This window comes from Stenotrophomonas sp. STEN020 (assembly GCF_056760195.1).
In genome coordinates this window covers 1-11,562 of record NZ_JBRREI010000088.1, presented here as the reverse complement: position 1 = coordinate 11,562, position 11,562 = coordinate 1, and the positions used below count along the sequence as shown (strand labels likewise).

The window sequence follows — 11,562 nt, the reverse complement described above, 5'->3', positions numbered from 1 at the left end:
CGTGGTCTTTTTTTTGTTGGTTTTGTTTGGTCTTTTCTTTGTTGCGTGGCGCTCTGTCTTTTTTTTTTTTTTTCGCGGGTGGCCCGGCGGGGGGGGGGGGCGCCCCCCCCCCCCCCCCCCCCCCCCCCCCCCCCCCCCCCCACTACAGAAGGTCCAACGCTGCGTTACCCTTGCCGCCCCATACGATGGCCAGGCCGATGACCGTAGAAAAGAACCAGCGTGAGCTCGAAGCCGGTATCCATACCGACCTGCAAGGCCGGCTCACCTACGGCGGCTACCTGCGCCTGGACCAGCTGCTGACGGCCCAGCAGCCGCTGTCCAACCCGCCGCACCACGACGAAATGCTGTTCATCATCCAGCACCAGACCTCGGAGCTGTGGCTCAAGCTGCTCGGCCATGAGCTGCGCGCTGCCCGCGGCCACATGCAGCGCGACGAGGTCTGGCAATGCCGCAAGGTGCTGGCCCGGGCCAAGCAGGTGCTGCGCCTGCTGACCGAGCAGTGGGCGGTGCTGGAGACTCTTACTCCCTCCGAATACATGGGCTTCCGCGATGTGCTCGGCCCGTCCTCGGGCTTCCAGTCGCTGCAGTACCGCTATATCGAATTCCTGCTGGGCAACAAGAACGCCGACATGCTCAACGTGTTCGCCCATGACCCTGAAGGGCAGGCGCAGCTGCGCGAGGTGCTGGAAGCGCCCAGTCTGTATGAGGAATTCCTGGCTTACCTGTCGCGCTTCGGCCACGCCATCCCGGCGGCCTACGAAGGCCACGACTGGACCCAGTCGCATATCAGCGACCCGGCCCTGCGCCAGGTCTTCGAGAACATCTATCAGGACACCGACCGCTATTGGCGTGAGTATTCGCTGTGCGAGGACCTGGTGGACCTGGAAACCCAGTTCCAGCTGTGGCGCTTCCGCCACATGCGCACGGTGATGCGGGTGATCGGTTTCAAGCGTGGTACGGGCGGTTCCAGCGGTGTGGGCTTCCTGCGGCAGGCGTTGGAGCTGACCTTCTTCCCCGAGCTGTTCGAAGTGCGTACCACCATCCGCGGCGACGCCTGAGCCCTTGCCAGGGTTGAAAACTCAGCCTATTCAGCGGCTTGCAATGCACCATGGGCTGGGCTCGGAGAGCCCGCCCCAGCCATGGCGCAGCTGTTGGTTGCAGCAGTATGTATTTGACGTGAAGCCGACGCTTCTGTGATCCTCGCCCGTCGCGCCGGTTCCGGCCGACTTGTTTGCATTACTTACCCAACGAATCATCAGGGGACACCGCATGAGCGCTGCCGCGCCGAATTCCGCACCAACCCCGGCGCCCGTGCCGGAGTTCAAGACGCTGCTTGGTCATCCCAAGCCTTTGTGGATGCTGTTCATGGCCGAATTCTGGGAGCGCTTTGCGTTCTACGGCATTCGTTGGGCCATGGTGCTGTACATCGTTGCCCAGTTCCAGGGTGGCTTGGCGTCGGGCGAAAAGCCGGCGGCCGAGCTCTATGGCGCCTACCTGGCACTGGTGTACGCCGGCGCGATCTTCGGCGGCTATGTCGCTGACAAGCTGGTCGGCTTCCAGCGCTCGATCCTGCTCGGCGCGCTGTTCATGGCCATCGGCCTGTTCATGCTGGTTTCGCCCAGCGAAATGATCTTCAAGCTGGGTCTTGCCACAATCATCGTCGGCAACGGCCTGTTCAAGCCGATCATTTCCACCATGGTGGGCAAGCTGTACGTGCAGGGCGATGCACGTCGCGATGCTGGCTTCACCATTTTCTACATGGGCATCAACATCGGTGCGCTGCTGGCCCCGGTCATCACCGGTGCGCTGGCCAAGATGGTGTTCGGTACCGAGCAGGACCCGCATTACCAGTGGGTGTTCATCGCCTCGGGTATCGGCATGGTGATCAGCCTGATCTGGTTCTGGTTCGGTCGTAGCCAGCTCAAGGGTATTGGCCTGCCGGAAGAAGGTCAGCAGAGTCTGAGCCGGGTGGCGCTGGTCGCTGCGCTGGGCTTGCTGGTTGGCATCCCGGTGTTCTATTTCCTGCTGACCATTGATGCCAATGTGCTGCAGGCGATCCTGATGGCGCTGTTCATCGTGCCGGCAGTGATGCTGCTGGTCGAAGGCATCCGCAGTGGTTCGGTCGCGCGTGACAAGGTGATCGCCATGTTGGTGATCTTCGTGTTCAACGTGCTGTTCTGGATGTTCTTCGAACAGGCCGGCAGCTCGTTCACCTTCCTTGCCGACAAGATCGTCAACCGCGAATTCGGCAGCTGGACCTTCCCGCTGGAGTGGTTCCAGTCGGTGAACTCGGTGGCCATCATCGTCTGTGCGCCGATCATGGCCTGGATGTGGGTCAAGATGGGCAAGTCAAATCCGTCGATCCCGCGCAAGTTCGGCCTGGGCCTGGTGTTCAATGGCCTGGCCTTCCTGCTGCTGATGGTGGCGCTGTCGAGCATGGTCAACGACGCCGGCAAGATCCCGTTCTGGACCTTGTTCGCGGTCTACGTGATCCAGTCCATCGGTGAGCTGTGCCTGTCGCCGATCGGTCTGTCGATGACGACCAAGCTGGCACCGACCCGTCTGGCCGGTATGGCAATGGGTTGCTGGTTCCTGTCGATCGCCATCGGTAACAACCTGGCCGGTATCTTTGCCGGCAAGGTCAGCGGCGAAGGCGGCATGACCGTGGCATCGGCGCAGTCCGGTTACACCTTCGGCTTCTGGGCCCTGGTGGGTTCGGGCGTGGTCCTGTTCCTGGTCGCGCCGTTGATCAACAAGCTCATGCACGGTGTGAAGTAAGGAGTAAGCGATGAAACTGCTGTTCGGAATGCTTCCCCTGTTGCTCAGCGTAGCGCTGGTTGGCTGCAATCAACCGCCTGCCGCCAAGCCTGAAAAGGTGCAGCCGCTGGATACTTCCGAACAGAAGACACCGGTGGCTGATACCAGCCAACCGGTGGCATCGGGTAATACCCCCACCGCAGCGGACATCGCTGCAGTGGCTGGTCTCAATGCACAGTTCGACCCGGCCCGCGACCCGGTCGCGGACCTGGAAACGGCCAAGGTCGAGGCCCAGCGTGGCGGCAAGCGGATCATCCTGGACGTGGGCGGCGAGTGGTGCTCCTGGTGCCATCTGCTGGACGCCTTCATGGAAGGTGATTCGGAGCTGCGCCGCTTCCGCGATGCCAACTACGTGTGGATGAAGGTCAACTACAGCGAAGAGAACGAGAACGCCGAGTTTCTTGCGCGCTTCCCCGAGATCAAGGGCTACCCGCACCTGTTCGTGCTGGATGCCGAAGGCCAGCTGCTGCATTCGCAGTTCACTGGCGATCTGGAGAAGGGCAAGGGTTACGACCGCGCCAAGTTCGATGCCTTCCTGAAAGCATGGGCACCGCCGGCGAAGTAAGCCTGCGATGTGGTTGAACGAAAACGGCGCCGAAAGGCGCCGTTTTTTTTGTGCCCCCTCCCTTGCGCACAGCGCAGGGGAGGGTTGGGGAGGGGTGCATTTGATTTTGTTCTTTGCTGTCGGCTGTAAGCAAAGCCAAAGCCAAAGCACCCCTCCCCAGCCCTCCCCTTGGCCGTTGGCCAAAGGGAGGGGGCAAAGCAACAGCCATGATCTTCATTTTGTTCGCCCGCGGCCGCTAACGAATCAATCCCTCTGCATCCGGCGCCTTGCCCTTACTCATCATGCAGCCAGCTGCCAGCTCTGATTCCAACGCCGTCGCGACCGCCGAACAGGATATGTCCGGTACCAGCCTGCCTACGGTGGACGAACTGCTGGACGAAAGCGCGGCGCCGGAAGAATCCGCACCGCCGCCGCGCTACCGGCTGCCGCAGGCCGCAGTGCCGCCCAACATCATGTTGCAGTCGGCAGTCATCCGCCTGGTGGAACAGAAGGAACAGATCGACCAAATCGCGCGTAACGGGCTGCTGGCCGGTCTGCTGCCGCCGGAGTGGAGTGCATCGCCCGGCAATGAACTGCGCGCCTTTGTCGCCAGCGTGGTGCCGTTTGCCTCGGACAGCGTGCGCGGCGAGACCGTCGCCGCGCGCGTGCCGTTGAAGTTCCTGCTCGGCCATTCGCAGCGCTGGGGCAAACCCGATGTGGCCGAACCCAATTCCTTGTCGGCCTTTCTGGCCAGCGATGAGCGCGCCAACAGCGGCGCCAACGATCACGCCGAAGTCATGCTGCTATCGCCGCTGGGCCTGGGCTGGGCGCAATCCGGCCGTAGCCGTGTCGGCTTTCTGCGCGCGATGGGGGTGGAATCAATGGCGGCACGGGTGACCGCCTTGCCGTACCCGGCGCCGGAACAGTTGGCGCTCTACCAGGTCAACAACGACGGCTTGACCCAATTTTGGTGCGTGATGGACAAGCGCCGACTGCGCGCGCTGCCGGTGCCCGCCTTGTCACTGCCGCTGTTGACCGCTTATGGCGTTGCTGCGCCAGAAGCATGGCCGTCCAACTGGCCGGCACCGGCCGAAGTTGGCGCGGAACTGGCGTTGGCACGCATGGGTAAAGGCACTGCCGAAGTCGATCTGGTCAAGCTGGTGGACAAAATCAGACGTGACCAAGCCAACGATGCCTGGACTGGCGCCAGCCTGATGCAGCTGCACACGTGGGTGCCGCGCTGGCGGTTCTTCCTGACCTCGTTCATCGGTCTGCCGGCCGGCCTGTTGCTGCTTGCAGCATTGGCTTTGCCCGGCCGCGTGGAAGCGGCGGCGGTGGCGGCGGCATTGGGTTTTGCAGGTGGTGCGATCGCGGCCCTTGCCGCGCCGTGGATCTATGCGCGGCGCAAGCACCTGAGTTGATCGTCAGCGACGATCAACCCTCGTTCATGCGCTGCAGACCGGCATCGGCCAAGCGCGTGATCAGGCGTTCGAGTACCTGTTCTTCGTCCTCGGTGAGCGCCGACATCAGCCGCCGTTCCATCTCGATCACCATCGGCGCGATGGTCTCGTAGACCTCGAAGCCTGCGGCAGAAAGCGCCAGCACCGAGCGGCGACGGTCATCGCCATGGGTCTCGCGTTTGATGAAACCGCGCTCCAGCAGACGCGCCACGGCGCGGCTGACCGCCACCTTGTCCATTGCCGTGCGCTCGGACACTTCACTGGCCGAGGAGCCCGGATACAGCGCCAGGATGGTGATCACACGCCATTCGGGAATGGCCAGGCCATAGCGTTCGCCGTACAGCCGGGCGATGTTGGCGCTGACCCGGTTGGACAACACGCTGATGCGGTAAGGCAGGAACTGCTCAAGATCCAGCAACACGTGCGAGGCGCGGATGCTGGTGGACTTGCTGTAATCGGAAGAGCTCATGCTGCAGTGCACCTTGATGGTGGTTTCATGTGAAACTATAACCTTCGGTCCAGACCCGCTTTTTGCGGCGGATCTTCCTGTTTTCATCGCCGGTACCCCGGCGACCGCCATGCTTCCGGAGGCAACCCATGAATACCCCTACTGCATCCAACGCGCCCAACCTGGGCATGCAGGTCACCACCTTTGAAAACCCGATGGGCATCGATGGTTTTGAGTTCGTCGAATTCGGCGCACCGGCGGGGCAGGCTGCCCAGCTGCACGCTTACTTCAAGAACATGGGGTTCACAGCCGTCCTCCGCCACCGGCAGCGTGCTATTACCGTCTACCGTCAAGGCGGCGTCAACTTTCTTGTGAACGAGGAGCCGAATTCGTTTGCTGCCGACTTCGCCGCCAAGCACGGCCCGAGCGCCTGCGGCTTCGCCATCCGCTTCCAGAAGCCGGCTGACGAAGTGCTTGCCATGGCCCTGGGCAACGGTGCCGAGGAAGTCACCCTGCTGGCCGAGACCCGCGCGGTGCCGGCGCCGGTGATCAAGGGCATCGGCGATTGCATGCTGTACCTGGTGGATCGTTACGGCGGTGCCGAAAGCATCTACGACGCCGACTACGAGCCGATCGAAGGCGCCGAGCAGAACCCGGTCGGCTTCGGCCTGACCTTCATCGACCACCTGACCCACAATCTGTACCTGGGCAACATGCAGCAGTGGTCGGACTATTACGAGCGCCTGTTCAACTTCCGCGAGATCCGTTACTTCGACATCAAGGGCGCAAAGACCGGCCTGGTGTCCAAGGCGATGACCGCGCCGGACGGCGTCGTGCGCATCCCGCTCAACGAGTCGTCCGACCCGAAGAGCCAGATCAACGAATACCTCGATGCCTACAAGGGCGAGGGCATCCAGCACATCGCCTGCTTCACCGACAACATCTACGACACCGTTGAAGCGATGCGTGCGCAGGGCATTGATTTCCTGGATACGCCGGACACCTACTTCGACGTGGTCGACCTGCGCATTCCGAACAATGGCGAAGACGTGGAGCGCCTGCGCAAGAACAAGATCCTGATCGACGCCGACCCGGAAACCAAGCAGCGCAAGCTGCTGCAGATCTTCACCAAGAACTGCATCGGCCCGATCTTCTTCGAGATCATCCAGCGCAAGGGCAATGAAGGTTTTGGCGAAGGCAACTTCCAGGCGCTGTTTGAAAGCATCGAGCGCGACCAGATGGATCGTGGTGTGCTTTAAGACGTAACGCGCTATAGGACATAGCCCCTCTCCCGCCGGGAGAGGGGTTGGGGTGAGGGCGAAGCTGCTAAAGATCATGAAAGGCGCAAGGAGGCCGTTTCATGAGCTATAGCAGCAAACCGCCGTTACCCACCGTTACTCTTGGTCGTGCCCGCAGGCTCCGTCGTAACCTGACCGACGCCGAGCGCAAGCTCTGGAACAGGTTGAGGAACGGCCAGCTGTGTGGGTTGAAGTTTCGCAGGCAACATCCGGTTCCGCCGTATATCGTGGATTTTTACTGCGAGGCCAAGCGGCTGGTGGTGGAGCTTGATGGCTCACAGCACAATGAAGACGTCGATCGTGTTCGCACTCGCTTTCTCGAGCAGCAAGGTTTGACCGTATTGCGCTTCTGGGACAACGATGTGCTGCTGCAGGTGGATGCGGTGCTGGAAGCCATTTTGATGATGGCTGAAAGCCTCACCCTCACCCCAACCCCTCTCCCGGAGGGAGAGGGGCTTTAAGCGGCAATGCTTCACCTTTTACCCTCACCCCAACCCCTCTCCCGGAGGGAGAGGGGCTTTAAGCGGCAATGCTTCACCTTTTACCCTCACCCCAACCCCTCTCCCGGAGGGAGAGGGGCTTTAAACGCAACAACACAGGCAGGTTTGCGATGGTCAGCAACGCTTATCAATCCGGCTTCGGCAATGAATTCGCCACCGAGGCTGTGCCCGGCACCTTGCCGGTCGGTCGTAATTCGCCGCAGCAGGTAGCGCACGGGCTGTACGCCGAGCAGCTGACCGGCACCGCCTTCACCGCGCCGCGCGGCAGCAATCGCCGCAGCTGGCTGTACCGCATCCGCCCGGCGGCGATGCACGGTGAGTTCACCCCGTTCGAGCAGCCGCGCCTGCACAGCGATTTCAGCAAGGCCGCTGCATCGCCCAACCAGCTGCGCTGGGACCCGCTGCCGCTGCCCAGCGTGCCTACCGACTTCATCGATGGCCTGTACACGATGGGCGGCAACGGCTCGGCCGAAGCGCATACCGGCGCCGGTATCCATCTGTACGCCGCCAATGCCGACATGCGCGGGCGCTACTTTTACAACGCCGACGGCGAACTACTGATCGTGCCGCAGCTGGGCCGGCTGCGCCTGCGCACCGAAATGGGCGTGATCGAGATCGAGCCGCAGCAGATCGCGGTAATCCCGCGTGGCGTGCGCTTCGCGGTTGAACTGCTCGACGGGCAGGCGCGCGGCTATGTCTGCGAGAACTTCGGTGCGCTGTTGAAGCTGCCCGACCTCGGCCCGATCGGCAGCAATGGCCTGGCCAATCCGCGCGACTTCGAAACGCCAGTCGCCGCGTATGAAAACCTCGACGGCCAGTTCGAGCTGGTCGCCAAATTCCAGGGCCGCCTGTGGCGCGCAGACATCGGCCACTCGCCGCTCGACGTGGTCGGCTGGCACGGCAACTACGCGCCTTACCGCTACGACCTGCGCCACTTCAACACCATCGGCTCGATCAGCTACGACCATCCGGATCCGTCGATCTTCCTGGTGCTGCATTCGGCCAGCGACACCCCGGGCACCAGCAACCTGGATTTCGTGATCTTCCCGCCGCGTTGGCTGGTGGCGCAGAACACCTTCCGTCCGCCTTGGTTCCACCGCAACATCGCCAGCGAGTTCATGGGCCTGATCCACGGCGCCTACGACGCCAAGGCCGAGGGCTTCGTGCCGGGCGGTGCGTCGATGCACAACTGCATGACCGGCCACGGCCCGGATGCGGCGACTTTCGACAAGGCCTCGCAGGCGGATCTGTCCAAGCCGGACGTTATCACCGACACCATGGCCTTCATGTTCGAAACCCGTGGCGTGATCTGCCCGACCGAGCAGGCGATGGACGCCGCGCACCGCCAGCGTGGCTACCAGGCCTGCTGGAGTGGGCTGCGCAACAATTTCACTCCGCCCAAGGGGTGATCACGTCGGCAGCGGTGCTGGTTCCAGTACCGCTGCCAGATGCGTCTCGGGCAACACTTCCTGCAGGCGTCCACGCACGCGCTGGGTGTAGCCGTCGGAAGTCATTGCCGGTAGATGGCTGAGTGCCAGCTTCAGCGCCTGCACGGTATCGCCTTCCTCGCGCGCTGCCTGCAGCAGCTTGTGCAGTTGGGCTGCGGTGGGATTGCGCTGCAGCGCCAGAATATCCAGTACATAGATGCGTGCGGCGACCATTGAACGCCGCCGTTCAACGGGGGCCTGCGGTGGCGCCGGGGCAGGTGTCGTGGCTGCTACCGCAGGTCTCGAGACAGCCGCGACCGGAGCCGGCGCGATGGATACAGGGGCAGGGGGCGCATCCACCTGCAGATAGCCGTCGCGCTGCAGTTGTTCGATCAGCTCGGGCACGTCATTGCCGAGCATTCCGCTCAGTTCGGCGAGGTTGCGTTTGCCATCACACAGGATCAATGCCCGCCGCTGGCGCAGGTCGAGCGCGGCGCGGTGCGTTTGTAGCACGGTGTGGCCAAGTTCGGTCTTGTGCGGTTGCATGGGCGTTGGGGACGGGCGACGTAGGCGCCCAGCCTGTCGCCGTCAGGTGAAACCACGATGACAAGCCTGTCTTCGCGCTGGCCGGACACCGTTGCCGCTAGACTCGGCCGCGAACCCGCCCGGAGCTGCTGCATGAAGCGCATTGCCCTGCCGATGTCCCTGTTTGCCATCCTGCTGGTGGCTTGCCAGCGCACGCCGCCGGCCGAGCCGGTAGCCGCCGAACCTGCTGCAGCCCCGGTGCAAGCGCCAAGCCCTGCCAATTCCACGTCAGCGACAGGCAGCGATGCTGACTGGCAGGGCTATGGCGCCGCCCAGTTGGGCATTGATGCCGATCAGCTGCGCACGGTATGGACGGGCGAACTGCAGGGCGATGCCGCTGCCGATGGCGGCTGCTATTACCTGTCGCCGTCCGCGCACAGTGAGGGTGGGCCGTTCTTCATGCTCGAGGGCGGCAAGTTCGTCCGCTACGACGTACGCGGTGGCGATACCGCGGCGCCCGGTGGCGGAAAGATCGGCATGGATCTGACCCAGCTGCAGGCGCTTTACCCGCAGGCTGAGTCGCTGCAGCCACACAAATACGTGGAAGACGGCAAGGTGCTGCGGGTGCCGGCAACGGACGGCAGCCAGGGCGTGCTGGTGTTCGAATTGGGCGCCGACGGCAAGGCGACGCTCTGGCGCGTAGGCCTGCCGCCGCAGGTGGATTACGTGGAAGGCTGTGGCTGATACGCTGCGGCGGTCATAGGCAGTAGCGCGGGTATGCTCCGGGCACCGCCGTCATCACTGCAGGGGAGGGAGGCGCAATGTTCGAAGCTATCGCATGGTTTGTCCTGGGGCTGGTGCTGCTGGCCCTGGGCGGTGATTCCATCGTCAAGGCCGCCTCCGGCCTGGCTCAGCGCTTCGGTGCCTCGCCTTTCGTCGCTGGCTTGTTGCTGGTGGCCTTCGGCACCTCGTTGCCGGAGCTGGTGGTCAATGCCCGCGCGTTCGCGGTCGGCGCGCAGGAGTTGGCGCTGGGCAACGCGGTCGGCAGCAATATCGTCAATGTCGGCCTGACCCTGGGGCTGGCTGCGTTGGCGTTCCCGCTGGTGGTACGCACACGCCTGCTATCGCCGCTGCTGGTGCTGCTGGCGGTGGCGACGCTGGCCTTGATCGTGTTCGGACTGGATGGTGTGATCAGCCGCATCGAAGGCATCGTGTTGCTGCTCGGCTTTGTCGGCGTTCTGGCGTTCCTGCTGAAGCGTGCACGGCAGGAACCTGTGGCATTGCAGGAAAACATCGCCGACTACGCCACCACCCGCACCGTGTTGGGCTTGAATCTGATCCGCGTGGTCATCGCAGGCGTGGTGCTGTACTACGGCGCGCGCTTCGTGGTGCAGGCGGCGCCGGTGATTGGTGCGGGCTGGGGCATGTCGCCGTTGCTGGCCGGTTTGTTGCCGGTGGCCATCGGCACTGCCTTGCCGGAAGTCGCCGCGGCCATTGCCGCTGCACGTCGCGGGCAGGGCGACATGGTCGTAGGCCACGTGATCGGCTCCAGCCTGTTCAATGTGCTGGTGGTGATCGGCGGTATGGCAGCACTGCGGCCGATGCCGTTGCCGGCCTCGTTCGTGCGGCTGGAATTGCCGGCGGCGATCGTGTTCGTGCTGATGCTGTACCCGATGCTGCGTGGCGACCTGAAGATCAGCCGCAGCGAAGGCGTGGTGCTGTTCATCGCGTTCCTGGCGTGGGTAGGCCTGGAGCTGGCGCTGTTCACCTTGTAGGTGCGGCGCAAGCCAGCGAAGCTGGCACAGCTGAAAGCGCCGGGTTGTATGCAATCACATGCCATGCTGCTGTTGCTGTTGCTGTTGCAGTGGCTTCGCGGCTGACGCCGCTCCCACAGGTCAGCTGGCGCTGCTGCGTATGAGGCATCTGTCCCTTGCATTCATTGCCCGGATTGGGCTTGAATCAACGGTTCAGGGCTGACAAGGAGTCGAGCATGCGCAGGTTTTTGATGGTTGTGGCGTGCATGGGCTTGGCGGGATGTGCGCATGTCGGCCGTAGCAGCACATGGGTGGACCCATCCATGGCGGTGCAGCTGGCGGCTGCGGCTGGTCCGCAGCGCGGGATAGATGGGGTGTTTGCGCTGACGGTGCGTGCCAGTGGCAATGCCGATGGCAGGTTGTATCTGAACTCCCAATCGGATTACCGCGATCCGCGCAATCTGAGCATCAGCATCGGGCCCGATGCGCTTCAGGAGCTGGTGGCTCAATACGGGTCGGATCCCGGCGCAGCCTTGAAGGGACGCGCTATTCTGGTGCGGGGTACGGCGCGGATGGTGCGTATCGGATTCGTTGCTGATGGCAGGCGCGTCAGCGACAAGTACTACTACCAGACGCATGTGCGGGTCGATGACGCCACGCAGCTGCAGCTGCGCTGAAGCGGACCGGTAGTGGGGGGGGGGGGGGGGGGGGGGGGGGGGGGGGGGGGGGGGGGGGGGGCCGCCGCGGGGGGGGGCGGGGCGGGGGGGGGGGGGGGGGGGGTGTTGGGGG

The 11,562-nt window shown here is 63.4% G+C and carries 12 protein-coding genes; 10 read left to right on the top strand and 2 right to left on the bottom strand.

Annotated elements, in window-relative coordinates:
- Positions 1-197: 197 nt before the first annotated feature.
- From ACVOLZ_RS21425 to ACVOLZ_RS21410, 4 genes are all read left to right on the top strand, one after another.
- Complete coding sequence (locus ACVOLZ_RS21425) at positions 198-1,058, top strand: tryptophan 2,3-dioxygenase (RefSeq protein ID WP_481517896.1); 861 nt, start codon at positions 198-200, stop codon at positions 1,056-1,058.
- Positions 1,059-1,269: 211 nt separating this feature from the next.
- On the top strand, positions 1,270-2,778 hold the full coding sequence (locus tag ACVOLZ_RS21420) for a peptide MFS transporter (RefSeq protein ID WP_481517895.1): 1,509 nt from the start codon (positions 1,270-1,272) through the stop codon (positions 2,776-2,778).
- Between the two features lie 10 nt (positions 2,779-2,788).
- On the top strand, positions 2,789-3,382 hold the full coding sequence (locus tag ACVOLZ_RS21415) for a thioredoxin family protein (protein WP_481517894.1): 594 nt from the start codon (positions 2,789-2,791) through the stop codon (positions 3,380-3,382).
- 335 nt (positions 3,383-3,717) lie between these two features.
- The gene (locus ACVOLZ_RS21410; RefSeq protein WP_481517893.1) at positions 3,718-4,782 is read left to right on the top strand and encodes a hypothetical protein; all 1,065 of its coding nucleotides are present in this window, start codon (positions 3,718-3,720) and stop codon (positions 4,780-4,782) included.
- Positions 4,783-4,795: 13 nt separating this feature from the next.
- Here ACVOLZ_RS21410 and ACVOLZ_RS21405 read toward each other — a convergent pair whose 3' ends face one another.
- The gene (locus ACVOLZ_RS21405; protein ID WP_481517892.1) at positions 4,796-5,290 is read right to left on the bottom strand and encodes a MarR family winged helix-turn-helix transcriptional regulator; all 495 of its coding nucleotides are present in this window, start codon (positions 5,288-5,290) and stop codon (positions 4,796-4,798) included.
- Positions 5,291-5,418: 128 nt separating this feature from the next.
- Here ACVOLZ_RS21405 and hppD point away from each other — a divergent pair, with 128 nt between their 5' ends.
- From hppD to hmgA, 3 genes are all read left to right on the top strand, one after another.
- A complete protein-coding gene (gene hppD / locus ACVOLZ_RS21400; protein WP_481517891.1) occupies positions 5,419-6,528 on the top strand; it encodes a 4-hydroxyphenylpyruvate dioxygenase in 1,110 nt (369 codons plus the stop codon).
- Between the two features lie 101 nt (positions 6,529-6,629).
- Positions 6,630-7,028, top strand: a complete 399-nt coding sequence (locus tag ACVOLZ_RS21395; RefSeq protein WP_481517890.1) for an endonuclease domain-containing protein — start codon at positions 6,630-6,632, stop codon at positions 7,026-7,028.
- A gap of 149 nt (positions 7,029-7,177) precedes the next feature.
- Positions 7,178-8,476 (top strand): homogentisate 1,2-dioxygenase, encoded by a 1,299-nt coding sequence (gene hmgA, locus ACVOLZ_RS21390; RefSeq protein ID WP_481517889.1) that lies wholly within the window; start codon positions 7,178-7,180, stop codon positions 8,474-8,476.
- Here the strand turns inward: hmgA and ACVOLZ_RS21385 are convergent, their stop codons facing one another.
- The gene (locus tag ACVOLZ_RS21385) at positions 8,477-9,040 is read right to left on the bottom strand and encodes a hypothetical protein (RefSeq protein WP_481517888.1); all 564 of its coding nucleotides are present in this window, start codon (positions 9,038-9,040) and stop codon (positions 8,477-8,479) included.
- 132 nt (positions 9,041-9,172) lie between these two features.
- On the opposite strand from ACVOLZ_RS21385, the gene ACVOLZ_RS21380 reads away from it, so the two are divergent.
- The 3 genes from ACVOLZ_RS21380 (at position 9,173) to ACVOLZ_RS21370 (ending at position 11,450) form a co-directional block, all read left to right on the top strand.
- Positions 9,173-9,763 carry a lectin gene (locus tag ACVOLZ_RS21380; protein ID WP_481517887.1) on the top strand — a complete coding sequence of 197 codons (591 nt, stop codon included), beginning with the start codon at positions 9,173-9,175 and terminating at the stop codon, positions 9,761-9,763.
- Positions 9,764-9,840: 77 nt separating this feature from the next.
- Entirely contained in the window at positions 9,841-10,794 is a 954-nt protein-coding gene (locus ACVOLZ_RS21375; RefSeq protein WP_481517886.1) for a calcium/sodium antiporter, read from the top strand.
- 215 nt (positions 10,795-11,009) lie between these two features.
- Positions 11,010-11,450, top strand: a complete 441-nt coding sequence (locus ACVOLZ_RS21370; protein ID WP_481517885.1) for a hypothetical protein — start codon at positions 11,010-11,012, stop codon at positions 11,448-11,450.
- Positions 11,451-11,562: the final 112 nt, after the last annotated feature.